This is a genomic window from Aeromonas sp. BIGb0405, from assembly GCF_024807335.1.
Lineage (GTDB): Bacteria > Pseudomonadota > Gammaproteobacteria > Enterobacterales > Aeromonadaceae > Aeromonas > Aeromonas rivuli.
Window position 1 is genome coordinate 13,213 of record NZ_JANUEP010000002.1, and the last position, 25,096, is coordinate 38,308.

The 25,096-nt window shown below is 59.4% G+C and carries 19 protein-coding genes; 12 read left to right on the forward strand and 7 right to left on the reverse strand.

The annotated features are described in order from the left end of the window. Nucleotide 1 precedes the first annotated feature (1 nt). Nucleotides 2-886: a protease modulator HflC gene (gene hflC, locus M2366_RS04870; protein WP_042040960.1), complete on the forward strand. Its 885-nt coding sequence runs from the start codon at nt 2-4 to the stop codon at nt 884-886. Nucleotides 887-1,234: 348 nt separating this feature from the next. On the opposite strand, the gene ispB is transcribed toward hflC, so the two are convergent. Then, on the reverse strand, nt 1,235-2,206 hold the full coding sequence (ispB, locus tag M2366_RS04875) for an octaprenyl diphosphate synthase (protein ID WP_042040959.1): 972 nt from the start codon (nt 2,204-2,206) through the stop codon (nt 1,235-1,237). A gap of 243 nt (nt 2,207-2,449) precedes the next feature. Between ispB and rplU the strand changes: the two genes are divergently transcribed. The 5 genes from rplU to M2366_RS04900 all read left to right on the forward strand — a co-directional run bounded on the left by rplU (nt 2,450) and on the right by M2366_RS04900 (nt 8,111). Then, nucleotides 2,450-2,761: a 50S ribosomal protein L21 gene (rplU, locus tag M2366_RS04880; protein ID WP_005304210.1), complete on the forward strand. Its 312-nt coding sequence runs from the start codon at nt 2,450-2,452 to the stop codon at nt 2,759-2,761. Nucleotides 2,762-2,780: 19 nt separating this feature from the next. Then, complete coding sequence (rpmA, locus tag M2366_RS04885; RefSeq protein WP_005911261.1) at nt 2,781-3,038, forward strand: 50S ribosomal protein L27; 258 nt, start codon at nt 2,781-2,783, stop codon at nt 3,036-3,038. A 189-nt stretch (nt 3,039-3,227) separates the two neighbouring features. Further along, a complete protein-coding gene (cgtA, locus tag M2366_RS04890; protein ID WP_042040958.1) occupies nt 3,228-4,430 on the forward strand; it encodes an Obg family GTPase CgtA in 1,203 nt (400 codons plus the stop codon). A 390-nt stretch (nt 4,431-4,820) separates the two neighbouring features. After that, nucleotides 4,821-6,191, forward strand: a complete 1,371-nt coding sequence (locus M2366_RS04895; protein WP_259269116.1) for a YjiH family protein — start codon at nt 4,821-4,823, stop codon at nt 6,189-6,191. A gap of 243 nt (nt 6,192-6,434) precedes the next feature. Beyond that, nucleotides 6,435-8,111: an AMP-binding protein gene (locus tag M2366_RS04900; protein WP_259269117.1), complete on the forward strand. Its 1,677-nt coding sequence runs from the start codon at nt 6,435-6,437 to the stop codon at nt 8,109-8,111. Between the two features lie 46 nt (nt 8,112-8,157). On the opposite strand, the gene M2366_RS04905 is transcribed toward M2366_RS04900, so the two are convergent. Further along, on the reverse strand, nt 8,158-11,106 hold the full coding sequence (locus tag M2366_RS04905) for an HD domain-containing phosphohydrolase (protein WP_259269118.1): 2,949 nt from the start codon (nt 11,104-11,106) through the stop codon (nt 8,158-8,160). A gap of 145 nt (nt 11,107-11,251) precedes the next feature. Here M2366_RS04905 and M2366_RS04910 point away from each other — a divergent pair, with 145 nt between their 5' ends. From M2366_RS04910 to M2366_RS04930, 5 genes are all read left to right on the forward strand, one after another. Continuing rightward, nucleotides 11,252-12,235: an MsnO8 family LLM class oxidoreductase gene (locus tag M2366_RS04910; RefSeq protein ID WP_259269119.1), complete on the forward strand. Its 984-nt coding sequence runs from the start codon at nt 11,252-11,254 to the stop codon at nt 12,233-12,235. Nucleotides 12,236-12,914: 679 nt separating this feature from the next. Continuing rightward, nucleotides 12,915-14,111, forward strand: a complete 1,197-nt coding sequence (proV, locus tag M2366_RS04915; RefSeq protein WP_042040954.1) for a glycine betaine/L-proline ABC transporter ATP-binding protein ProV — start codon at nt 12,915-12,917, stop codon at nt 14,109-14,111. Then, entirely contained in the window at nt 14,108-15,262 is a 1,155-nt protein-coding gene (gene proW, locus M2366_RS04920; protein WP_259269120.1) for a glycine betaine/L-proline ABC transporter permease ProW, read from the forward strand. The genes proV and proW overlap by 4 nt, the downstream gene beginning before the upstream one ends. Further along, nucleotides 15,259-16,230, forward strand: a complete 972-nt coding sequence (gene proX, locus M2366_RS04925; RefSeq protein WP_224431166.1) for a glycine betaine/L-proline ABC transporter substrate-binding protein ProX — start codon at nt 15,259-15,261, stop codon at nt 16,228-16,230. Before proW ends, proX begins: the two co-directional genes overlap by 4 nt. Before the next feature lie 180 nt (nt 16,231-16,410). Then, nucleotides 16,411-16,890 carry a 2TM domain-containing protein gene (locus tag M2366_RS04930; protein ID WP_042040951.1) on the forward strand — a complete coding sequence of 160 codons (480 nt, stop codon included), beginning with the start codon at nt 16,411-16,413 and terminating at the stop codon, nt 16,888-16,890. 58 nt (nt 16,891-16,948) lie between these two features. Here M2366_RS04930 and M2366_RS04935 read toward each other — a convergent pair whose 3' ends face one another. Genes M2366_RS04935 through M2366_RS04945 form a run of 3 tightly spaced genes read right to left on the reverse strand, consistent with a single transcriptional unit; the run spans nt 16,949 to nt 21,279 of the window. Then, nucleotides 16,949-17,707 carry a phosphoadenylyl-sulfate reductase gene (locus M2366_RS04935; RefSeq protein WP_259269121.1) on the reverse strand — a complete coding sequence of 253 codons (759 nt, stop codon included), beginning with the start codon at nt 17,705-17,707 and terminating at the stop codon, nt 16,949-16,951. A 60-nt stretch (nt 17,708-17,767) separates the two neighbouring features. Beyond that, the gene (gene cysI, locus M2366_RS04940) at nt 17,768-19,492 is read right to left on the reverse strand and encodes an assimilatory sulfite reductase (NADPH) hemoprotein subunit (protein WP_224431164.1); all 1,725 of its coding nucleotides are present in this window, start codon (nt 19,490-19,492) and stop codon (nt 17,768-17,770) included. Further along, on the reverse strand, nt 19,492-21,279 hold the full coding sequence (locus M2366_RS04945; protein ID WP_259269439.1) for an assimilatory sulfite reductase (NADPH) flavoprotein subunit: 1,788 nt from the start codon (nt 21,277-21,279) through the stop codon (nt 19,492-19,494). The genes cysI and M2366_RS04945 overlap by 1 nt, the downstream gene beginning before the upstream one ends. Before the next feature lie 205 nt (nt 21,280-21,484). Here M2366_RS04945 and M2366_RS04950 point away from each other — a divergent pair, with 205 nt between their 5' ends. After that, entirely contained in the window at nt 21,485-22,279 is a 795-nt protein-coding gene (locus M2366_RS04950) for a PhzF family phenazine biosynthesis protein (protein WP_042040947.1), read from the forward strand. A 110-nt stretch (nt 22,280-22,389) separates the two neighbouring features. On the opposite strand, the gene lysS is transcribed toward M2366_RS04950, so the two are convergent. Next, nucleotides 22,390-23,928, reverse strand: a complete 1,539-nt coding sequence (gene lysS, locus M2366_RS04955) for a lysine--tRNA ligase (RefSeq protein ID WP_042040946.1) — start codon at nt 23,926-23,928, stop codon at nt 22,390-22,392. 18 nt (nt 23,929-23,946) lie between these two features. Further along, nucleotides 23,947-25,045, reverse strand: a protein-coding gene (gene prfB / locus M2366_RS04960) for a peptide chain release factor 2 (RefSeq protein WP_157013917.1) whose coding sequence is annotated in 2 segments (ribosomal slippage) — nt 23,947-24,969 and nt 24,971-25,045 — 1,098 coding nt in all. Because the reading frame shifts where the segments join, the coding sequence is not laid out codon by codon here. Between the last annotated feature and the right edge of the window lie 51 nt (nt 25,046-25,096).

Here is a 25,096-nt window from a genome sequence, read left to right on the forward strand (position 1 = left end):
GATGAATAAGATAGCTATTGGTGTCATCGCTGTGGCTGCCATGGTCTGCTTCTCTTCCGTCTTCATCGTCGATGAAGGGCAGAAAGGGATAGTGGTACAGTTTGGCAAGGTGAAGCGAGTTGACTCCGGTGAGCCTCGTCTCTTCGAGCCAGGCTTGCACTTCAAGGTGCCGGTGATCGACCAGGTTCGCAAGATGGATGCTCGCATCCAGACTCTGGAAGGCCAGGCGGATCGCTTCGTCACCTCGGAGAAGAAAGATCTCATCATCGACTCCTATGTGAAGTGGAAGATCGAGGACTTCTCCAAGTACTACCTGGCAACGGGTGGTGGCAACAAGATCCAGGCCGAAGACCTGCTCAAGCGCAAGATCAACAACGGCCTGCGTTCCGAGATAGGTAACCGCACCATCAAGGACATCGTCTCCGGTGAACGCAGTACCGTGATGGAAGATGCCCTGATGAAGATGGCGCGCTCTTCCGAGCTCGGTATCAAGGTGGTGGATGTGCGCATCAAGCAGATCAACCTGCCGGTGGAAGTCTCCAACTCCATCTATCAGCGGATGCGTGCCGAGCGGACTGCCGTGGCCCGTGAGCATCGCTCCCAGGGGCGCGAGCAGGCTGAAATCCTGCGCGCTGACATCGACCGCAAGGTGACCGTCATGATCGCCGACGCCGACAGTAATGCGCGTCAGCTGCGTGGTGAAGGGGATGCGGAAGCCGCCAAGATCTATGCCGACAGCTACAAGAAAGACCCCGAGTTTTTCAGCTTCGTGCGTAGCATGGAGGCCTATCGCAAGAGCTTCGCCGGTGGCAACGACCTGATGGTCCTGAAGCCGGACAGCGAGTTCTTCCGCTACCTCAAGTCGCCGGAAGGCAACAAGCAGTAAGCTTGTTAGTCCCATGTCGTTATGTAAAAGGGCCCGTGAGGGCCCTTTTCTATGGCTGGGATTTAACGCCGGTTTAGGCCGACAGATGTGATGATGCTCAGCTGGGGGAGGCCATTGCCACTGACCTATGACGTGTTCGTAAAGGCGCTAGTAAATGGAGGGGACAAGTAGGGCCAGGGGATGACGTGCTTGGGCAGTAGCTGCGGCAGAACAAAGGCCAAGGACGCTCTTGAGCAGAGGGTGGGCTGAGCGATGAAGACAGGGTCTGTCTCTTCTCCACCCTGGTGCATATCAACCAATAAAAAAGAGGCCATCAGGCCTCTCTTTTATTGGTCACAGCGCCAGCACTCAGGCGCTGCGCTGTACAGCCATCTGGGCCAGCTGGATCAGGGCCTGACGATGTTGTGAGTCCGGCAGCACCATGAGTGCCGCTATGGCCTTGTCGGCCTCCTCGCGGGCGCGTTGGCGGGAGTAGTCGAGCGCCCCTGTGCCATCCAGAATGGTGAGGATCTCGTCCAGATGCTCCATGCCGTTACGGTGTTCTATCGCATCACGGATACGCTGACGCTGGGCCGGCGTCCCCACTTCCATGGCACGCAACAACGGCAGGGTCGGTTTGCCTTCGGCGAGATCGTCGCCGACATTCTTGCCCATCTCATCGCTTTGGGAGCAGTAGTCCATGACGTCATCGATGATCTGGAAGGCGGTACCCAGATACTTGCCGTAATCGGTCATGGCAGCCTCTATGCGGGCATCTTGCTGGGTCAGCACGGCAGCGAGTCGGGTCGCGGCCTCAAACAGCTTGGCGGTCTTGCAATAGATGACCGTCATATAGCTCTGTTCTGTGGTATCGGGATCGTTGCAGTTCATCAACTGCAGCACCTCGCCCTCGGCGATGGTGTTGGTGGCGTCGGACAGGATCTCCATCACGCGCAGGTCGGCGAGTTCGGCCATCATCTGGAAGGAGCGGCTGTAGAGATAGTCGCCGACCAACACGCTGGCCGCATTGCCGAACATGGCATTGGCGGTCTCCCGGCCACGGCGCAGGTCGGATTCATCGACCACGTCGTCGTGCAGCAGGGTTGAGGTATGGATGAACTCTATGATGGCAGCCAGCTTGAGGTGATCTTCTCCCTCATAACCCAGTGCTCTTGCAGCCATGACGGTCAGCATGGGGCGCATCCGTTTGCCGCCTGCACTGACGATATAGAAGCCCAGCTGGTTGATCAGACTGACCTCGGACTGGAGTCGGGCCAGGATCAGCTCATTGACCGCCGTCATGTCGGCGGCACAGAGCGCTCGAATAGTCTGTTGGTCCATAGATCTCGTAACGTGACGGGCAGCAATGTCTGCAGTTTTAGTAATGGCGGGGATTCTACACGATTTCACAATGGGTTACAGTGAAGCGTTTATTCACGGCTCGGCACGTGCGCACAAAATAAACTTTTTGCTAAATTGGTCTTGCCTGAACAGATCGATGTGCGTAGAATGCCGGCCCATTGTTATAGGTTTTTGTGCGGGTCTGGCCTTGAGCAAAAGACTCGCCTTTACGGAGTTAATCAAATGTACGCGGTATTCCAAAGCGGCGGAAAACAACACCGTGTGGCCGAAGGTCAAATCGTTCGTCTTGAAAAGCTGAACGTTGAGACCGGCGCTACTATCGACTTCAATGAAGTTCTGATGGTTGCTGCAGGCGACACTTTTAAAGTAGGTGCTCCTTTCGTTGAAGGTGGCAAGGTTGTAGCTGAAGTTGTGGCTCACGGCCGTGGCGAGAAAGTGACTATCGTCAAGTTCCGTCGTCGTAAGCACCATCGTAAGCAAGCGGGCCACCGTCAGTGGTTCACTGAAGTCAAAATCACTGGCATCAGCGCTTAATTCGAGAGGAATCTGAAAAATGGCACATAAAAAAGCTGGCGGTTCATCCCGTAACGGTCGCGACTCAGAAGCCAAACGTCTCGGCGTCAAGCGCTTCGGCGGCGAAACTGTACTGGCTGGTAGCATCATCGTTCGTCAGCGTGGCACCAAGTTCCACCCTGGCACCAACGTTGGTCTGGGTACCGACCACACTTTGTTCGCTACTGCGACTGGTAAAGTGTTGTTCGAAGTTAAAGGTCCGCAGAATCGTAAGTACGTCAGCATCGTTGCTGAGTAATTACGGACCGCAAGGATCCGAAGCCCCGCCAACCTGGCGGGGCTTTTGTTTTTCTGAAAAGTTTGACGAAAAAACGGCACGCGGATGAGCTGGCGCTGACAGGCCTCATCGCCAAGATGCGTCTCGCCCGCAGGGGTCTGTACCACTATAATTGCGTATCGGTTTTTCGAATTAAGGTGACGGTTACCTATGAAGTTTGTTGATGAAGTCCAAATTCGAGTCGATGCCGGTGACGGTGGTAACGGTTGTGTGAGCTTTCGCCGTGAGAAATTCATCCCCAACGGTGGCCCTGATGGTGGCGACGGTGGTGATGGCGGCGACGTTTATCTGCTTGCCGATGAAAACCTGAATACCCTGATCGACTACCGTTTCGAGCGTTTCCACGCCGCCGAGCGTGGTGAGAATGGCCAGAGCGCCAACTGTACCGGTCGCCGTGGCAAGGATCTGACCCTGAAGGTGCCGGTCGGTACCCGTGCCAGCGATGAAGATACCGGCGAGCGGCTCGGTGACCTGACCCAGCATGGCCAAAAGCTGCTGGTCGCCAAGGGTGGTTTCCATGGTCTGGGCAACACGCGCTTCAAGAGCTCGGTCAACCGTGCCCCCTATCAGAAGAGTAACGGCACCGAGGGTGAAGTGCGTACCCTGAAGCTGGAACTGCTGCTGCTGGCTGACGTCGGTATGCTGGGCTTGCCCAATGCCGGTAAATCTACCTTCATTCGTGCCGTCTCTGCCGCCAAACCCAAGGTTGCCGATTACCCCTTCACCACCCTGGTGCCGAATCTGGGTGTGGTACGTGGTGAAAACTCCCGCTCCTTCGTGATCGCCGATATTCCGGGCCTGATCGAAGGTGCCGCCGAGGGCGCCGGTCTGGGTATTCGCTTCCTCAAGCACCTTGAGCGCTGCCGCGTGTTGATCCACCTGGTTGATATCTGCCCGGTTGATGAGTCTGATCCTGCCGAAAACGCGGTCACTATCGTCAAGGAGCTGGAGAAGTACAGCCCTGAGCTGGCGAGCAAGCCGCGTTGGTTGGTGTTCAACAAGATGGACTTGATCCTGGAAGAAGAAGCGGCCGAGGTGATGGAGCGCGTCAAGAGTGCGTTGGCCTACGAAGGCCCCGTCTACGAGATCTCCGCTATCAGCAAGCAAGGTACCAAGAAGGTCTGCTACGACATTCTGGATCTGCTCGATACCATGCCTCGTCAGCTGGAGCAAGATGCCAAGGACGCCATCGAGAAGGTGGAGTTCAAGTGGGATGACTACCACAAGAACCAGCTGGCCCAGGCCGAAGCAGAGGCCGCAGCGGCTTCCCGCGCCTTCGATGAATCCCTCGGTGATGATGACTGGGATGAAGACGATGATGACGGCGTAGAAGTCATCTACGTGCGTGACTGATCACTCTTCAGATGGTTGAGATGAATACCGGAGTCCGGCAACGGACTCCGGTTTTTTTATGGGCGCCACTGTGGTTTTCATGGATCCGAAGCGTACCAGTAGATGTATTTGTGATGCCTGTTCTTGCCTGTCATCGCCAGCTGGTTATACTGCGCACCTGAACGTAACCTGCTTGAAACAATATGCTAACACTGTGTCATGAATTGATATGCATATCTGTTTGGGGATGTTCTTATGGAAGCTTCGTCTGAAAAATACTTATGCTTAAAATTATGCATTAAAAGCTTGTTTGTGCATTTTTTTGGAGTATTCTTTCGCCCGTTTTGCTGGGCGGGGCATGAGTATGCAGGCGACCTGGCTAAGGAAAAGTAACATTAAGGCTGTAATCTCATGTTGGAAAAGACCCTCGAAGCCCCTGCGGTAAATACGCGCCGTAACTTGCTGATGTTCTTGATCCCGTCACTTATCGGGATCCTGCTGTTCATGACACCTGTGCTCTATGACGGCAATATCACCATACCCGTGGCTGTGCTGGCCAAGACGGTACAAGCGGTGTTCGCCGACTCCCTGGTGGCCGTGGTGTGCGCCTTGATCACCACGACCATGCTATTGACCCTGGTTGCCTGGCTGTTCAAGCCTGGGATCCTGGTACGTCGCCCCTTTCTCAATGCCCTGTTTAACGTGTCCCCTTTCTGGGCCATGGTGCGAGTACTGGGCGGCCTCTTCGCGTTGCTGACCTTCTTCGGAGTGGGCCCAGAGGCACTGCGTTCCGATGCGACCGGTGGTCTGGTGCTGCATGACCTGTTGCCCGTGCTGTTCTCGGTGTTTATCTTCGCCGGCCTGCTGCTGCCGCTGCTGCTGGATTTTGGTCTGCTGGAATTTGTCGGCACCCTGATGACCCGCATCATGCGTCCGGTATTCCGTCTGCCGGGGCGCTCCGCAGTCGACTGCTTCGCCTCCTGGCTCGGCGATGGCAGCGTGGGCATCCTGCTGACCAGCAAGCAGTATGAAGGCAAGTTCTACACCCAGCGAGAAGCCGCCGTCATCGGCACCACCTTCTCGGCCGTTTCCATTACCTTCTGCCTGGTGGTCATCTCGCAAGTCAGGCTCGAGCATATGTTCGTGCCCTTCTATCTGACCGTCTGTCTGGCCGGTGTGGTGGCTGCCATCATAGTACCGCGTCTGCCGCCGCTCTCCTGGAAGAAGGATGTCTATGCCGATGGCACTCCGCTGTGCCGCAAGCAGGAGGCGGTGCCCCACGACCACAGTCTGGTGAGCTATGGCTTCGAGCGTGCCCTCAAGAAAGCCGATAGCGTGACTGACCTTGGTGCCATGGCGCGGGAAGGAGTTAAGAACGCCCTGGACATGGTGTTTGGCGTGCTGCCGGTGGTGATGGCGATCGGTACCTGTGCCCTGTTGCTGGCCGAGCATACGCCCGTGTTTAACTGGTTGGGTGCTCCCTTCATACCGCTGCTTGAGCTGTTGCAGCTGCCGGAGGCCGAAGCCGCTTCCAAGACCATAGTGGTCGGTTTCGCGGACATGTTCATCCCGGCGATCCTGGCGTCCAGCATAGAGAGCGAGATGACCCGCTTCGTCATCGCCGCCATGTCGGTGACTCAGCTTATCTATATGTCGGAAGTGGGTGCTCTGCTGCTTGGCAGCAAGATCCCGGTCAAGCTGTGGGAGCTGTTTGTGGTCTTCCTGCTGCGTACCCTGGTGACCCTGCCGGTCATTGCCGCCATGGCTCATCTGTTGTTCTGAACCAGCGTGTTGGTAAAAAACGGCTAAAAAAACGGACAGTCCCTTGGCTGTCCGTTTTTTATATATATTTTCTGCCGATCTGTGATCGAACTGGCCTTTTGTAATCGCAGCGGCCGCTCAGGCTGCTGTTCGACCAAAGTGGGCTTTGCAATTCCATGACTTTACATTAACGTAACATTCGTCATCGCGATGTTGCCAGCCGAGCCGTAGGCCAGTCGTTCCCCTTATGGCAAGGAGCCCCCCATGCCCGCACCGCTCAGCTATCGCGTCGGCCCGACCGATGCCCCCCTGCTTGATCAGACCATAGGTGACTACCTGCTAGGGATAGTCGAACGCTTCCCGGACCGGCCCGCCGTGGTGGTGCGCCATCAACAGATCCGCTGGAACTGGCGTGAATACGCGCAGCAGATAGATCGCCTGGCCAAGGGGTTGCTGGCCATCGGCATACAGCCCGGTGACAGGGTCGGTATCTGGTCTCCCAATAACATCGAGTGGTGCCTGGTGCAGTTTGCTACCGCGCGCATCGGCGCCATCATGGTCTGTATCAATCCGGCCTATCGCCGCGAGGAGCTGGCCTTTGTCATCAACAATGTGGGCTGCAAGGCATTGATCTGCGCCAGCCGATTCAAGGGCAGCGACTATCTTGCCATCCTGGCCGAGCTGGCCCCTGAGTTGGACAGTTCAGCGCCCGGCTCTCTCAAGGCGGCCGCCTTGCCTAGCCTGGCCTGGGTAGTGCGCCTGGGGGAGGATAAGAGCCCGGGTATGCTCAACTTCGACACTCTGCTCACCCTGGGCGATGAACAGGATGCTTGCGCCCTGCAAAGGGTGTCAGCCGGGCTCAAGGCCTCGGATCCCATCAATATCCAGTTCACCTCTGGCACCACGGGCAGCCCGAAAGGCGCGACCCTGAGCCACAACAACATACTCAACAATGGTCTGCTGGTTGCCGCCGGCATGGGACTGACCGAGCACGACAGGCTCTGCATCCCTGTGCCCCTCTATCACTGCTTCGGCATGGTGCTCGGCAACCTGGTCTGTCTGAGTGTGGGGGCCTGCGCCCTCTTCCCCAGTGAGGCGTTCGACCCCGCCATCACCTTGCAGATGGTCAGTGAGGAGCGTTGTACCGCCTTGCATGGGGTGCCAACCATGTTCATCGCCGAGCTGGAGCTTGCGAACTTCGCCGAGTTCGATCTCGGCTCCCTACGTACCGGCATCATGGCCGGGGCCATCTGCCCGGAGCCATTGATGTTGCGGGTGCAGACCCTGATGCACATGACCGAGGTGACCATCGCCTATGGTCAGACAGAGTGCAGCCCCATCAATCACATGACGGCGGTGGATTGCCCCCTCGACAAGCGAGTCACCACGGTCGGACGGGCTATCGGCCATACCGAGATAAAGTTGGTCGACCCCAGCGGTGAGACGATGCCCATAGGGGAGAGGGGGGAGATCTGCTGCCGTGGTTACAGCGTCATGAGCGGTTATTGGCAGGATCCGGCCAAGACGGCCGCCACGATAGATGGCGAGGGCTGGCTGCACTCCGGCGACATAGGGGTCATGGATAGCGAAGGCTATGTGCAGATCGTGGGGCGCAGCAAGGAGCTGATCATTCGGGGTGGCGAGAACATCTATCCCCGGGAAGTCGAGGAGCGGCTCTACGATCACCCTGCGGTACAGGATGCCGCCGTGTTTGGCATCGACAGCGATCGCTATGGCGAGGAGGTCTGTGCCTGGATCAAGCTCAGGCCCGGCTGTGATGCCGATGAGGAGGAGATTAAACACTTCCTGTCGGCCCGCATTGCCTACTTCAAGGTGCCACGCTATATCCGTTTCGTGGATGAGTATCCCATGACGGTCACCGGCAAACTGCAGAAGTTTCGCATGAAGGAGTTGATGAGTGCCGAACTTGCCCCTCACTAGTCACGGGGGGGCCGTCCCAGGGCGGATAGCCCGGCGACCTGTTGTGTCAGCCAGGGGGAGGGCGCTTGCTGGTCTGCCGGGAAGGCTTGAGATCCCGGGACCTGAGGAGCGAGGCAGGCTCACTCGGCCCCGGATTGGAGAAGGCAGCCAGATTGACCTGATCGCATTGCGCCTCGTCCAGGAAGCGCTGACCATATTGTTGCCAGATACGGCTGCGCAGAAAGAGGGAGAAGAGATCCGGGTCAATGTGACCCTCATTGGCCATTTGGCTCATGATGGCGAGGGACTGGCTGAGACTCTTGCCTGACTTGTAGGGACGATCGCTCGCGGTCAGCGCCTCGAAGATGTCGGCGATGGCCATGATGCGGGCCGGTATGCTCATCTGCGCCCGGTTCAGCCCCCTCGGATAACCGCTGCCATCGATCTTTTCGTGATGGCCGCCCGCTATCTCTGGCACCTGTTTCAGGTGGCGGGGGAAGGGCAACCGCTCCAGCATCCTGATGGTCTGGATGATGTGTTCATTTATCTTGTAGCGCTCCTCCTCGCTCAGGGTGCCCCGTCGAATGCCGAGATTGTGGAGCTCACCGCGATCATAGAGGCACTCGGGCACCTTCACCTTGAAGCCCCAGGGATTGTCAGCCTCCAGTCTATCGTGGTCGGGGCGGGGGATCCTGTGCTCGGGCTTGTCAGCCAGCAAGGATTCGCGGCAGGGCAGGGGGAGTGGGGCCCTGCCATGGCGTTTGAACTCCTCGACGCCTATGCCAAGCCGGTCATCCAGAGTGCGTAGCCAGCTGCGACTGGCAATCCGTTGCAACTGCTCGAGCCGCTCGGGTGCCATCCACTCACCACCCTGATTGCACTCGGCCACGAAGGCAAACTCGGCATCGAGCTCTGCCCAGGCCGGGGCCACGGCCGTGCGGGCGAGGCTGCACTGCTGCTCTGACAGCTGTTCACTCAGGGCTGCGATGTGGGCATCGCGCTTGAGCACCTCGAAGCGGGTGCGGATCTCGTGGATGCGGTCGTAGAGGGTCTCCAGCTTGGTTGCCTTGTCGACCACGAACTCGGGGGTGGTCACCTTGCCACAGTCGTGCAGCCAGCTGGCGATGTGGATGGCTTCCCACTCCTGGGCATTGGGACGGAAATCGGCAAAGGGGCCATGGCGCTCTGCGCTCGCGGCTTCGGCCAGCAGCCGGGTCAGCTCGGGGACGCGCTGGCAGTGGCCGCCCGTGTAAGGGCTCTTGGCATCGATGGCGCCGGCGATGAGCTCGATGAAGGACTCCAATAACTGCTTTTGCTCCGCGAGCAGGCGCTGATTTTCGATGGCCGAGGCCGAGGTGCCGGCCAGTGCCTCGATCAGACTGATGCGAGCCGCCAGTTCATCAGGGGAGCAGGGGGGTAACAAGATCTGCAGACACCCGGTCACTTCCTGGTTGTGACTGAGCAAGGGTTCGGCTACCAGCTGTCCTGGGCCCGGATAATCCCCCCAGCCACTCAGATGGCGATGCCATATCCCGCTCTCCAGGGCCAGACTCACCCGCTCGCCCTGCAAGACGGGGCGCAGCAGGGGAGCACCATCGAACCGCTGCAGAAGTTGACCCTGCCAGAAGGCCCTGACGGGCTGCAACTGCCCGGACTCGACCAGATAGAGGGCTCCCCCGATAGCCCCCGCTGCGGATATGGTCTCACTGAGCACCAATTTGAACAGTGTATCCATGTCGTGCTCGGCGCCAAGGGCTCTGCCCATGTTCATGAAATTGCCCAGGGTCAGGCGCATGCCTGACATGGTGCGTGAGAGATCCTCTATCTCCTGAATGGAGGAGTGGGTATGTTCACCTTCGCTAAAGTCGAAATGCTGAATACGTTCGGCCTCTCGGGTCAGGGCGAGCAGGGGGGTGGCCGTGCGTCTGGCCGCAAACCAGATGATAGGCAGCATGAGCAACAAGGCCAGCAGGGCATTGCCGAGATTGTGCAAGGCCTGACGCTTGGCATCCGCAAACAGGCGTTCGCTACTGATGAGCAGCCCGAGGTAGTAGGACGATCCTTCCCCGACTGGAGAGAGGTTGACCTGCCACTCCCCCCGTTCTGGATCGTCGAGGGTCAGGGCGTGGCGGCCCTTGAGCAGTTCGGGTTCGGCGCTCAGCCGGCGCTGCAACAGGGTAAAGACGGGATCGCTCAGGGTCGAGATCTTGGGGAGAACTCGCAGTCTGTCGTAGCCGGGTAGTTGGGCCGGATCCGTGGCCAGCAGGGTGGCATGACGATCGAACAGTACCAGTTGGGTTCCCTCCTGCTGCATCTTGCCGATGAGTGCCGAGATGCGCTCGACACTGGCATCGATGCCGATCACCGCTTTGCGATCCTGGCTGGCCATCGCCAGTGTGATGCCTGGCTCCTTGGTGGTGAAAAAGAGATAGGGGGCTGTGCTGGTGATGCCATTGTGGTGAAGCGCCTGCTGATACCAGAGCCTGGCGCGGGGATCGAACTGGTAGTCGGGGATGGGCTGGCGGGCAATCAACTGCTGGCGGGCATCATAGTAGAGGTAGTCGCCTTGGCCTCTGGCGAGGCTCTGCACCAGAATGTTGCTGCCTTCTGGCAGTGAACCCAGCTGCGCCTTGACTCGCTCGGTCAGGGTTCGCACCAGAAAGAAGTCACCGTTGTCATAGCCGACATAGATGGCGCCATAACCGTGGTTGCTGGCCAGTACTTCGATGAGCTGGGGCAAAAATGTCAGTCGCGCCTCCAGATCGTCTGCCTGCATCAGTGAACCGGCCCTGAGTAGCTTGAGACTGGTTCGGGCGGGACGTTCGTTGAGCTGCAATGCGAGGGCCAACCGCTCCCTATATTGCTGAAAATTTTGATATTCGTGTGCCATGCCCTGAGCACGATGCTGTGCGAATTGCTGCAGTATCAAGAGGGCACCGAACAGACAGAACAGGCCGATAAACAGAGTGGCTATATGCACATAGAAAGGGCGGCGTTGTGAGCCGGATTGCCTCATGGTCCAGATCCTTGTGATGGCCACTCATCCATGGTTGGCCAGCAATGAGTGTGGCTCATGGCATCGAGATCGCCAGTGATGGATGATTGTGTCTCATTCAGAGCTAGTGATAGAGTGGGGGTTTTCTCATCCACAGGAGTGAGTCATGGGTGTTCCCTATTCGGTACTGGATCTGGTGCCTGTCCCCGTCGGTTCCCGCCCCGCCGATTCTTTCCGTCGCTCCCTTGAGTTGGCCCAGCAGGCCGAGGCCTGGGGTTATCACCGCTATTGGCTGGCCGAACATCACAACATGCCGGGGATCGCCAGTGCGGCCACCTCGGTGCTGATTGGTCATCTGGCGGCGGGTACCCATACCCTGCGCCTGGGCGCCGGTGGCATCATGTTGTCCAATCACTCCCCTCTGGTGATCGCCGAGCAGTTTGGCACCCTGGAATCCCTCTATCCGGGCAGGATCGATCTGGGTCTTGGCCGGGCACCAGGTTCGGATCAGCGCACCATGCAGGCCCTGCGCCGTCAGCGGATCGGTGAGGTGGATGATTTCCCTGCCGATGTGGCAGAGTTGATGGCCTATTTCGGTGATGAGCCTGGCCCGGTACGCGCCGTGCCGGGGCTGGGACTCAAGCTGCCGGTCTGGCTGCTCGGATCCAGCCTTTACAGCGCCCAGTTGGCGGCGGCCATGGGGTTGCCGTTCGGCTTTGCTTCCCATTTTGCCCCGGCCCTGTTGTCGCAGGCGCTGGAGATCTATCGCAGCCAATATCGCCCTTCCGCACGTTGGCCCAAGCCGTATGCCGTGGTCTGCGTCAATCTGATTGCCGCCGAGAGCACGGCCGAGGCCCGCTTTCTGCTGAGCACAGTACAGCAGCAGTTTTTGCGGCTCTATCGGGGAGATGCCGGGGAATTGCCGGCGCCGGTCGAGGAGCTGACCGGTTGGGCACCCCATGAGCTGGTGGCCATGGAGAAGACGCTATCTCGCTCCCTGGTGGGTGATAAAGCGGCCATTCGTCATGGTATTCAGGCATTGCTGGCCGAAACTCAGGCCGATGAACTCATGTTCAATGGCCCCATTTTCGATCATCAGGCCCGCTTGCGCTCCTTCGCCCTGGGTGCCGAGGTAATGCGCTCGCTCTGATGGCCCGCAAACCCGGTGTACAGACACCGGGTTTTCACTCGCGATTGACAGACCTCCCCACCCTTGTTATCCCCTTCTGACCTTCTGACCTTCTGACCTTCTGACCTTCTGACCTTCTGACCTTCTGACCTTCTGACCTTCTGACCTTCTGACCTTCTGACCTTCTGACGTTCTGATCTTCGGTCTCATTCTTGCCATCCACTGCACGTCATCTCATTGGTTTCGGCAACCATTCATATGTTCGACGTTTATGGAATTTAGCGGCAACGTTGCCGATTTTTATCAATTTATCCTGACTTTCATCCCTATTTCCTCCTGCTTTTTTCTGCCCATTGCTGGCTCTGCCTGCTTCGGTGTCGGCTGATCAGGCCCTCCTGTTGCAGTGGTGGAAAAGAGGCATCTGTTCCAGGAATTTGATGGTTTGAGGCTCAAGCATTAAATTTAGTTTAGAACATTAAATAATATTATGGTCAAAAGCTTCTGGCTTGGTGCCTAAACCTGATAATGGAAATTGTTATTATCGTATTTTGTGGTTTTAAATCAGTTATTTGGTTTATGATTGTGGGTTGGTGGCTGTTATTTAGCCTTTGAATTCACTCAAAAATTGTTTAGTGTATAAAGTGAATTTCACCATGGCCATGCCATGGCGATGGAGTTTTAATCAATTAGAAAGGGCAACATGACAGTCAAACTGGAAGTAAAGACCCTGTATAAAATCTTTGGAGAGCAACCTGACAAGGCGTTCAAGTTATTGGAAGAGGGTGATGATCGTGCCGGTATCTTGCAAAAGACTGGGCAGACCCTCGGTGTGCATGATGTGAATCTGCAGATCCATGAAGGAGAGATCTTCGTGGTGATGGGGTTGTCGGGATCTGGCAAATCCACCCTGGTACGCCTGCTCAACCGGCTGATAGAGCCGACCCGAGGACAGGTGTTGATCGATGGTGAAGACATCGCCGTCATCTCGGATGAGGCGTTGCGTCAGGTGCGCCGAAAGAAGATCAGCATGGTGTTCCAATCCTTCGCCTTGATGCCGCACCTGACGGTATTGGACAACGCCGCTTTTGGTCTGGAGCTGGCTGGGGTATCCCAGGACGATCGTCATCGCAGTGCCCGTCAGGCGCTGGCTCAGGTAGGTTTGGACAAGTGGGCGGACGCCTATCCTGACGCTCTGTCCGGTGGCATGAAGCAGCGGGTCGGCCTGGCCCGCGCCCTGGCCAATGACCCCGATATCCTGTTGATGGATGAGGCGTTTTCCGCGCTAGACCCCCTCATTCGCACCGAGATGCAGGACGAGTTGCTCAAGCTGCAAGCCAATCACCAGCGCACCATCGTCTTCATCTCCCACGATCTGGACGAGGCGATGCGCATCGGCGATCGCATCGCCATCATGCAGGATGGCCAGGTGATCCAGGTCGGCACCCCGGATGAGATCCTGAGTCAGCCAGCCAACGATTATGTGCGTGCCTTCTTTCGCGGCGTGGATCTCGCCAATGTGTTCAGCGCCCGTGACATCGCCAGCCGCAAACAGACCCCGCTCATCAAGAAACACATCACGGATGGCCCGGCCAACGCCCTGCGTCAGCTCAAGGAGCAGGAGCGGGAATTTGGTTATGTGATCGATCGCAGCCGACACTTCGTCGGTGTCGTCTCTCTCGATTCTCTGGCCTGTGCCGTGGCGAGCAAGGGCAGCCTGGATCAGGCCCTGCTCGAGGAGGTGAGCCCCTTGCTGGCGGATACCCCCTTGCATGAACTGATCAGTCAGGTGGCAGCCGCACCCTGTCAGGTGCCGGTGATCGAAGAGGATGGTACTTATCTGGGGCTTATCTCCAAGGCCAATCTGCTCAATACCCTGGACAGGAGTACCCCGGCATGAAGCATCTGTTATCCCTCTGCCTGGCGACCCTGTTGCTGGCCGCACACCCAGCCTGGGCCGACGAAGCCCCTGGCGCCGCTCCGGATCCCTGGGCCGAAACCCCGACGACGCAAGCCGAGGCGGATCCCTGGGGCAGCACTACCCAGACCGCGGTCGCCAGCAACGATTGGCAGAACCAGATAGCCGTGGCCGATGAAAAGCCGGCGCTGGATCTGCTGGATCCTTTCCAGCAGGCCTGGTTGCCCCTCGATGTCTGGGTTGAAGAGGGGATTGGTGTCCTGGTGACCCACTTCAGACCCCTGTTCCAGGTGATTCGTGCACCGGTCGAGGTGACCCTCAATGCCTTGACCCAGGCGCTGCAGAGCGTGCCTTCCGCCCTGATGGTGGGCCTCTTGACCCTGATCGCCTGGCAGCTGGTCAGTGGGCGCATGGCACTTGGCACCCTGGGTTCCCTCATCGGGATTGGCCTCATCGGGGCCTGGTCCGATGCCATGGTCACCCTGGCCCTGGTGATGACCTCCCTGCTGTTTTGCATGTTGATCGGTCTGCCTGCCGGCATCTTGCTGGCCCGTAGCGAGCGGGCCACCGCCTGGACCCGGCCCCTGCTCGATGCCATGCAGACCACGCCAGCCTTTGTCTACCTGATCCCCATCGTCATGCTGTTTGGCATAGGCAACGTGCCAGGGGTGGTGGTGACCATCATTTTCGCCCTGCCACCCATGATCCGGCTGACCATACTCGGCATTCGCCAGGTACCGGCGGATCTCATCGAGGCGGGTCACTCATTTGGTGCCAGCCCACGGCAACTGCTGTTCAAGGTACAACTGCCGCTGGCCATGCCGACCATCATGGCCGGGGTCAACCAGTCGCTGATGCTCTCCCTCTCCATGGTGGTGATCGCCTCCATGATTGCGGTGGGCGGGTTGGGCCAGATGGTCCTGCGTGGCATAGGCCGTCTCGACATGGGCATGGCCTCGGTCGGCGGGCTCGGCATAGTGCTGCTGGCCATAGTGCTCGACCGTCTCACCCAGGCCATGGGCCAATCCAGCGCCGAGCGTACCGGTCGCTGGTATCAGCGAGGCCCCATCGGTCTGCTGCTCGCCCCGTTCGGCCGCCATCATCAGAATCACACCAAAGGAGAAATACTATGAGAGCCATCACCAAGGGATTGACCCTGGCAAGCCTGTTACTGAGCACCACCGCCATGGCCAGCGTCCCGGTGCAACCCATTCAGAGCAGCGTACCGGAGGAGGCATTTCAGACCCTGCTGGTGAGCAAGCTGCTCGGCGAGCTTGGCTATGACGTCAAACCCGCCAAAGAGGCGGATTACAACGTGGGCTATGCCTCGGTCGCCAGCGGCGATGCGACCTTCCTCGCGTTCAACTGGGATCCGCTGCACAAGGACAAATACGAAAAAGCGGGCGGTGACACCAAGTTCTATCGTGAAGGCACCTATGTGACGGGGGCGGCCCAGGGCTACCTCATCGACAAGCTGACCGCCGACAAGTACGGCATCACCAATATCGCGCAACTGAAGGATCCCAAGCTGGCGGCCCTGTTTGACAGTGACGGCGATGGCAAGGCCGACTTGGCCGGTTGCAATCCGGGTTGGGGCTGTGAGGGGGTGATCAATCATCAACTCAAGGCGTTTGACCTGGACAAGACGGTGACTCACCAGCAGGGCAACTATGCGGCCATCATTGCCGACACCATTACCCGCTACAAGGAGCACAAGCCGGTGTTCTATTACACCTGGACCCCATACTGGGTCAGTGGCGATCTGATCCCGGGCAAGGATGTGGTCTGGCTGGAAGTGCCCTTCACCGCGCTGCCGGATGGCCGCGATGGCGACACCAAGCTGGCCAATGGCAAGAACTATGGTTTCGAGATGAACACCATGCACATAGTGGCCAACCGCGTCTTCGCCGAGGCCAATCCGTCGGCAGCCAAACTGTTTGACGAGATGAAGTTGCCCATCAACGACATCAACGTCCAGAACAGCCTGATGAAGCAGGGTCAGAACAAGCCCGCCGACATAGAGCGGCACGCCGATGCCTGGATCAAGGGGCATGATAGCCTGGTCAAGCAGTGGCTGACGGAGGCTCGCGCCGCCAAATAGGTGTCAGCAGTCTGTCATCCGATCACGCCCGGCTCTTGAGCCGGGCGTTTTTATTTGTGCAGCTTATTCTATAAGATGTTGATCTAAAAAGGCTGTCGCGCAGATGTCGGGTCGCTGTCGTCAAGGATTACTGCCAGGCCGGGTACGCTTGCTCTCGTCAATACCACAAGGAGTTCATCGATGATTGTCAGGAAGTTGAGATTGCAGCGCGGCTGGTCACAGGATCAATTGGCTACCATGTCGGGGCTGAGTGTCCGCACAGTGCAACGGATAGAGCGGGGGCAGGCCCCCGGCCTCGAATCCCTCAAGGCCCTGGCCGCCGTCTTCGAACTCGATATCAGTCAACTGCAGGAGAGCGAGATGAGGGAAACAAGCATGGAGACGGGATCCGGGGTGTCGCTGGAAGAGCGCGAGGCGATGAAGTTTGTCGAGGATCTCAAGGGATTCTACGGCCACCTCATCAGCTATGGGCTGGTGATCAGCCTGCTGTGGGTCATCAATCTGGTGACCAGCCCGGGGCATATCTGGGCCTGGTGGCCCATGCTGGGCTGGGGCATAGGTCTGACGGCTCACGCCTTCAATCTGTTCAAGCTGCCCAAGTGGCTCGGCCCCGACTGGGAGCGGCGCCAGATAGAGAAGCGACTCGGCCGCAAGTTGTGAGCCGAATATGAAGAGGCCCGGCATGATCCGGGCCTTTTTTCATGGGGTAAACCGGTGCTCAGATCCCGGAGCCGTCGTTCTCGCCGCTCTCTTCGTGCAGGCCGCACTCTCGCTTGAGGCCGAAGAAGCGGGTCTGCTCCTCGCTCATGCCCGGCTCCCACTTGGCGGTGGTGTGGACATCGCCCACCGAGAGATAGCCCTGTTCCCACAGGGGGTGGTAGGGCAGGTCGAACTCCTTGAAGTAATAGAAGACGTCCTTGTTGCTCCAGTCGATCACCGGCAGGAACTTGAAACGGCCGCGCTGGATGGCCAGCACCGGCAAGTTGCCGCGGCTGCCTGACTGCTCCCGGCGCAGACCGGAGAACCAGGTTTGCGCGCCGAGATCCCGCAGCGCCCTGTCCATGGGCTCGACCTTGTTGAGCTGGTTGTAGCGGGTGATCCCCTCCACTCCCTGCTCCCACAGCAGGCCGAAACGGGCCTCCTGCCAGGCAGGGGACAGCTCGGAGCGGTAGATCTTGAGATTGAGTTTGAGCTGTTCGCTCAGTTCGTCGATGAAGCGATAGGTCTCGGGGAAGAGGTAGCCGGTATCGGTCAGCACCACGGGCACGTCACCTTGCTCGCGACTCACCAGGTGCAGCATCAATGCGGCCTGAATGCCGAAGCTGGAAGAGAGGATGTGCTGTCCTGGCAGATTGGCCAGGGCCCAGCGCACCCGCTCGGGGGCGCTCATGGCCTCCAGCTCACGGTTGTGGGGGGCCAGGGCGGCGAGCTGCTCCTCTTTGGAGAGGTTGAGCAATAGGGTCAGATCCAGTGTCATCTCAGTGTCTCGCTCTGTGAAGAAAAGCGGGCGCCGCGGCAATGCGGGGCGCCCTTGGGATCAGGCGGCGTAGAAGTCCACGGCCGAGTTGACCACGGGGGCGACGATGGCTGCGCGGATCACGAAGTCACCGAAGCATTCACCCGGGTTGCGCTCCTTGGCCCAGCGGCCGATCAGGGCATCCAGTTCGGCCAGGATCTGCGGCTCAGTGATGTTCTCCTGATACATGCGCGGGATCCGGGTCCCTTCCAGATTGCCGCCCAGGTAGAGGTTGTAGCGACCGGGGGCCTTGCCCACCAGTCCCACCTCCGCCAGCATGGCGCGCCCGCAACCATTCGGGCAGCCGGTGACCCGGAAGATGATGGCGTCATCGGCCAGGCCGTGCTTGCCGAGCAAGGCTTCGATGTCGGTGACGAAGGCGGGCAGCATGCGTTCGGCTTCCGCCATCGCCAGCGGGCAGGTGGGCAGGGCCACACAGGCCATGGACTGCTTGCGCTGCTCGCTCACCCCATCGTCCAGCAGGCCGTATTGGCGAGCCAGGGCTTCGATCCGTGACTTCTCGCTGGCGGGCACCCCGGCGATGATCAGGTTCTGGTTGGCGGTCAGGCGGAAATCCCCCTGATGCACGCGGGAAATCTCCAGCATCCCGGTCTTGAGCGGCTTGCCAGGGAAGTCCAGCAGGCGGCCATTCTCGATAAAGAGGGTCAGGTGGTGCTTGCCGTCTATGCCCTCAACCCAACCGAAGCGATCCCCACGGCTGGTGAACTCATAGGGGCGACTGTCGGCGAAGGTGATGCCGGCGCGGCGCTCCACCTCGGCCTTGAACGCCGCCACGCCCACTCGTTCGAGGGTGTATTTGGTCTTGGCGTTCTTGCGGTTGACTCTGTTGCCCCAGTCGCGCTGGGTGCTGACCACGGCGGCCGCCACCTCCAGCACGTGGGAGAGCGGGATAAAGCCGAAGTCGCTCGCCTTACGTGGATAGGTGCTGGTGTCGCCGTGGGTCATGGCCAGTCCGCCACCGACCAGCACGTTGAAGCCCACCAGCTTGCCGCCTTCGGCAATGGCCACGAAGTTGAGATCGTTGGCATGCACATCGATGTCGTTGTGGGGCGGGATCACCACTGTGGTCTTGAACTTGCGCGGCAGATAGTTGGAGCCGAGGATGGGCTCCTCATCGTCGCCGAGCTTCTCGCCATCGAGCCAGATCTCCACATAGGCGCGGGTCTTGGGCAGCAGGTGCTCGGAGATCTGCTTGGCCCACTCGTAGGCCTCCTGGTGCAGCTCGGATTCGACCGGGTTGCTGGTGCAGAGCACGTTGCGGTTCACATCCCCGGCGGTGGCGATGGAGTCGATGCCGGTGCTGTTGAGGGTCTGGTGCATCAGCTTGATGTCGCGCTTGAGCACCCCGTGGAACTGGAAGGTCTGACGGGTGGTGAGGCGAATGCTGCCATACAGGCTGTGATCTTCGGCGAACTTGTCGATCACCTGCCACTGGGCCGGGGTGATGATGCCACCGGGCAGACGGGCGCGCAGCATGACGTTGTGCAGGGGCTCAAGCTTCTGGGCGGTGCGTTCCGGACGAATGTCGCGGTCATCTTGCTGGTACATGCCATGGAAGCGGATCAGCTGGAAGTTGTCGCCGTTGAAGCCGCCGGTCAGGGGATCCTGCAAATCCTGCTCTATGGTGCCGCGCAGGAAGTTGCTCTCGCGCTTGAGCCGCTCGTTGTCGGACAGCGGCCCTGCAACCGGCCCCGCTTCTTGTGTTGAGATTGTTTGCTTGCTCATCAGTAGACATCCCTTTGGTAACGTTTGGCACGACGCAATTCGCTCAAATACTCTTCTGCTTCTTCACGGCTCTTGTGGCCATGTTGGGCAATCACATCCAGCAGGGCTTCCTGCACATCCTTGGCCATGTGGTTGGCGTCGCCACACACATAGAAGTGGGCACCCGCCTCAAGCCAGGAGAACAACTCTGCACCCTGTTCACGCAATCTGTCTTGCACATAAATCTTGCTGGCCTGATCCCGGCTGAAAGCCAGGGAGATGTTCGACAGCAGGCCGCTCTTCACATAACGCTGCCACTCCAGCTGATAGAGGAAATCCTGGGTGAAGTGGGGGTTGCCGAAGAAGAGCCAGTTTTTACCCGAGGCTCCGATGGCATCACGCTCTTGCAAGAAGGCGCGGAACGGCGCTATGCCGGTGCCCGGGCCCACCATGATGACGGGGGTGGCGGGGTTGGCTGGCAGGCGGAAGTTATCGTTGTGCTCCACGAACACCCGTACCTCGGCATCCTCATCCAGCCGATCGGCCAGATAGGAGGAGGCGGCGCCACTGCGCAGGGTGCCATCTTGCTGGGGATAACGGACCACGGCGACGGTGAGGTGCACCTCCTCCTCGACTTCGCTCATGGCGGAGGCGATGGAGTAGAGGCGAGGGGTGAGCGGACGCAGCAGGCCGACCAGCTGTTCCACGCTCAAGGGGGTCGGGAAGCGCTTGAGCACATCGACGACCTGGGCGCTGGCGACCAGGGCGTTGAGCTGAGTCTTGTCACCGGCGATGTCGTGCAGTGCCGCATCGTTGGAGATGGCGGCCAGACCCGTGATAAAGCCGCCATGCAAGCGGGTCAGCTCGAAGTTGCGGGTCAGAGCCGCACGCAGGCTGCCCTGCTCGGTCGGCTCCTCGCCGGACAGGCTGGCCAGGGCCAGCAGTTCGTCCACCAGCGCGGCCTCGTTATCGAACCAGACGCCGAGGGCATCACCGGGTTGATAAGTGATGCCGGACTCTTCGAGGCTTATCTCGATGTGGCGGATATCTTTGGTCGAATCACGGCCGGTGACCTTCTGATTCACAGACAGCCGGGCCGGGAAGGGGTTGGCTTTATCATATTGACTGTGACCGACCGCGCTCTTGACGGCACCGGCCACCGAGCCGACCGGCCCCGCATTCAGGGTCGCGGCGACTGCCGCCAGCGCCTGTTCTGTCCAGGCCTTGGCACCCGCTTCGTAATCCACATCCAGACCGGCCAGGGGCGCGATACGTTCAGCCCCGGCCTGAGCCAGCCAGCCATCGAAATCCTGGCCGGTCTTGCAGAAGAACTCATAGGAGCTGTCCCCCAGCCCCAGTACGGCAAACTTGACGCCATCGAGCTTGCCGAGCTTGCCCTTCTTGAGCTGCTCGTGGAGATCGACCGCAGGCTCGGGCGGCTCGCCCTCGCCATAGGTGCTGACGACGATCAGCAGGTGGCTCTCTTTCTTGAGCTGCTTGGGCTTGTAGTCGGCCATGGAGATCAGCGTGGTGGGTAATCCCTGTGCCTGGGCCTGTTTCTCGATGGCACTGGCCACCCCTTTGGCATTGCCGGTCTGGGAGCCGTACAAGATAGTCAGGCTGCCACCGGCGCTGGCGTGCAGGGCAGGCGCCGCACTGACAGCGCCACCGGCCTGGACCAGACCATAGAGATAACCGCTGACCCAGGTCAGCTGCTGGCTGTTGAGCGTGCCCAGGGCCTGGGTTAGCTGGCGCTGCTGCTCATCGGAGAGGGGAGTTATGTTGGTCAAAGAGTCCGTCAATTGCATCACACAGGTCTTCCATGGTCTGAATTTTGGTCAGATTAAGGGTTGGCATGAATAACAACAAAGAATAAAAATGTCTTTTTTATTCGATTGAGGCATTAAAAAGTGTGAAATCTCCCTTGCAGATCCCTGCCCACAGGAAGGCATGTCTGGGGGAGGGCGATCTTTGTTAGAGTCAGTGCCTTCCATCTGTCTGCCTGGAGCCCCGATGATCCGTCTGTTTCACGTCAATGCTTTCGCCCATGCCCCTTTCACCGGCAACCCCGCCATGGTGGTGCTGAGTCAGGGACTCGATGAAGCCACCATGCAGCGCATGGCCGCCGAGTTCTGCCTCTCCGAGACCGCCTTCCTGGAGGCCATCACAGGGGATCACTATCGACTGCGCTGGTTCACGCCGCAGCTTGAAGTGGATTTGTGCGGCCACGGCACCCTGGCGGCGGCTCATGTGATCTGGGCGTTGGGTTTGGCTCTCCCTGCCCAGCCACTGCGCTTCGATACCCGCAGTGGCTTGCTGACGGCGGTGCAGGCTGAGGGGGGGATCCGGCTCGATTTCCCTGCCATCGCGATGGCGCCGCTGACGCTGGACGCCGCTTACGGTCAGGCGCTCGGGGTCAACCCTCGTCACTGCCTGGCCGCAGGGGCCAAATTTGTACTGGAGTTGGATAGTGAGGCCGAGGTGCGTGCCATCAAAGCCGATTTTCAGGCCCTGCGCGCCCTGCCGGGACGGGGACTCATCGTCACCGCCCCCGGGGAGGATCCGGCGATAGATTTCGTGTCTCGCTACTTTGCCCCCTGGGTCGGGGTGGAGGAAGATCCGGTCACCGGCTCCAACCACTGCGCCCTGGCGCCCTTCTGGGGCAAGCGTCTGGGCAAAACGGAGCTCAGGGCCTATCAGGCTTCAGGGCGGGGTGGTGAGTTGTTACTGCGGCTGGCAGGTGACAGGGTGCAGATGACGGGGCGGGCGCTGATCCTGAGCCGGGGTGAGTGGTTGCTGCCAGTGTGACAAGCCTCAGTGGCTGAGCAAGAGATAGGCTGATCCAACCCATAAAAAACGCCCCGCAGTTGCGGGGCGTTTCGTTGCGCTCAAGGGGCAGGTCAAGCCTGCCGGAGTGCTTATTTCTGTTGCGGGCGCAGGGCCGGGAACAGGATGACGTCGCGGATGGTGTGGCTGTTGGTGAACAGCATTACCAGGCGGTCGATACCTATGCCCTGACCGGCGGTCGGCGGCAGGCCGTGTTCCAGCGCGGTCACGAAGTCGGCGTCGTAGAACATGGCTTCGTCGTCACCCGCTTCTTTCTGGTTGACCTGATCCTGGAAACGCTTGGCCTGATCTTCCGCATCGTTCAGCTCGGAGAAGCCGTTAGCCAGCTCGCGGCCGCCGATGAAGAACTCGAAGCGATCGGTCACGTCCGGGTTGGCGTCGTTGCGACGGGCCAGCGGGGAAACGGCGGCCGGGTACTCGGTGATGAAGGTCGGTTGCAGCAGCATGTGTTCCACCGTCTCTTCGAAGATGGCGGTGATCACGTGGCCCAGTTCCCAGCCCTTCATCAGCTCGATATGCAGACGCTTGGCGACGGCCTTGGCGCTCTCCAGGGTGGCGAGATCTTCCAGGGTGACGCCCTCGGCGTACTTCAGGATGGAGTCCACCATGGTGAGACGCTGGAACGGCTGACCGAAATCGATGGTCAGGCCCTCTTCACCCTCTTTGGCGTAACGGATCTGGGTGTCACCCAGGATGTCCTGGGCCAGGGTGCGCAGCAGCTCCTCGGTCAGGTCCATCAGATCGATGTAGTCGGCATAGGCCATGTAGAACTCGATCATGGTGAACTCGGGGTTGTGACGCACCGAGATCCCTTCGTTACGGAAGTTGCGGTTGATCTCGTAGACGCGCTCGAAACCACCGACCACCAGCCGCTTCAGATAGAGCTCGGGGGCGATACGCAGGTACATGTCGATGTCCAGCGCGTTGTGGTGAGTGACGAACGGACGCGCGGAGGCACCACCCGGGATGACCTGCATCATGGGGGTTTCCACTTCCATGAAGCGCTTCTCATTGAAGAACTTGCGGATGCCGGAGACCACCTGGGTGCGGATCATGAAGGTCTTGCGGGACTCTTCGTTGGCGATCAGATCCAGATAACGCTGGCGGCAGCGCGCCTCCTGATCGGTCAGGCCCTTGTGCTTCTCTGGCAGCGGACGCAGTGCCTTGGTCAGCAGACGGATGGTGGAGACATGCACCGACAACTCGCCAGTCTGGGTCTTGAACAGGGTGCCTTCCACGCCGACGATGTCGCCCAGATCCCACTTCTTGAACTGTTCGTTGTAGAAGCCTTCCGGCAGATCGTCACGGGTCACGTAGATCTGGATCTTGCCCGCCATATCTTGCAGGGTGGCGAAGGAGGCCTTGCCCATGATGCGGCGGGTCATGATGCGACCGGCGATCGATACCCGTTTACCCAGGGCAGTCAGCTCATCGCTGCTCTTGTCGTCGAATTCGGCGTGCAGATCACCGGAGAGGCTGTCACGACGAAAATCGTTGGGGAAGGGGTTGCCCTGGGCGCGCAGGGCGGCCAGCTTGGAGCGACGCTCGGTCATCTCGTTGTTCAGTTCGAGCTGGTTCTCGACTGCCGGAGTGGTGCTTTGTTCAGACATGGTGATTCCTGCTGCGTGTTACAGACCTGATTTCAGGCTGGCTTCGATAAACTTGTCCAGGTCGCCGTCGAGCACCGCTTGGGTGTTACGGGTCTCGACGCCGGTGCGCAGATCCTTGATACGAGCATCATCGAGCACGTAAGAGCGGATCTGGCTGCCCCAGCCGATGTCGGACTTGGTCTCTTCCAGGGCTTGTTTCTCGGCATTCTGCTTCTGAATTTCCAGCTCGTAGAGCTTGGCCTTCAGCTGCTTCATACACTGATCTTTGTTCTTGTGCTGGGAACGGTCGTTCTGGCACTGCACCACCACCCCGGTCGGGATGTGGGTGATCCGCACCGCAGACTCGGTCCGGTTGACGTGCTGACCACCGGCGCCCGAGGCACGGTAGACGTCGATGCGCAGGTCGGCCGGGTTGATGTCGATCTCGATGTCGTCATCGATCTCCGGGTAGACGAACACCGAACAGAAGGAGGTGTGGCGGCGGCCACCGGAGTCGAACGGCGATTTACGGACCAGACGGTGCACGCCGGTCTCGGTGCGCAGCCAGCCGAAGGCGTACTCGCCGGTGAACTTGACGGTGGCGGACTTGATGCCGGCCACGTCGCCGTCAGAGAGCTCGATCAGCTCCGGCTTGTAGCCGTGGGCGTCGCCCCAGCGCAGGTACATGCGCAGCACCATGTTGGCCCAGTCCTGGGCCTCGGTACCGCCCGAGCCGGACTGGATGTCGATGTAGCAGTCGGAGCCGTCGTGCTGACCGGAGAACATGCGGCGGAATTCGAGATCCACCAGCTTGGCTTCCAGCACATCCGCTTCGGCCACGGCTTCGTTGAAGGTCTCTTCATCTTCCCCTTCGACGGCCAGGCTGACCAGCATCTCGACGTCCTCAGCACCTTGTGTCAAGACGTCTATGGTAGTGACCACGTTTTCGAGCGACACGCGCTCCTTGCCCAGCGCCTGTGCGCGCTCGGGTTCATTCCAGACGTCGGGCTGTTCCAGCTCGGCGTTGACTTCTTCTAGACGCTCTTTCTTGGCGTCATAGTCAAAGGTACCCCCTAAGAAGCTCGGTCCTCTCAGACAGCTCCTTAAGCTTGTTTAATACAGGATTGACTTCAAACATCGTGAAAACTCTCGGGGTCGATGTGATTTAAAAACGGGATATTCTAGCCAA